This is a genomic window from Desertibacillus haloalkaliphilus, assembly GCF_019039105.1.
GTDB classification, from domain to species: Bacteria; Bacillota; Bacilli; order Bacillales; family KJ1-10-99; genus Desertibacillus; species Desertibacillus haloalkaliphilus.
In genome coordinates, this window is the sequence record NZ_JAHPIV010000501.1 from 1 (window position 1) to 346 (window position 346).

The window sequence follows — 346 nt, forward strand, 5'->3', positions numbered from 1 at the left end:
TCCCTCCCCCTTTCCCCTCCCTCTTCCTTTCCTCCCTTTTCCCTTTTTTCCCTTTCCTCCCCTTTTTTCCTCTTTTCCCCTTCCCTCTCTCCCTCTCCCCCTTCCCTCTTCTTTCTTTCCCTCCCCTCTCTCTTCTCTTTTTTTTTTTCCCCCCCCCCCCCTCCCCCTTTCTCCTCTTTTTCCCCTTTCCTTTTCTCCCCCCCTTCCCTTTTTTCCTCTCCTTCCTTCTTCTCCTCCTCCCCTTCCCTCCCCCCCTCTCCTTTCTCCCCTCCCTTCCCTCCCCTCCTTTTCTTTCCCCTCTCTCTTCCTTCCCTCTCTCCTTTTTCCCTCTTTTTCTCCCCCCCTT

General features: G+C 54.6%; 1 protein-coding gene. It reads right to left on the bottom strand.

Annotation, left to right across the window (positions count from 1 at the left end):
• Positions 1–346, bottom strand: a 346-nt coding sequence (locus KH400_RS30320; RefSeq protein WP_217228599.1) for a hypothetical protein, incomplete at both ends; no start/stop codon positions are given.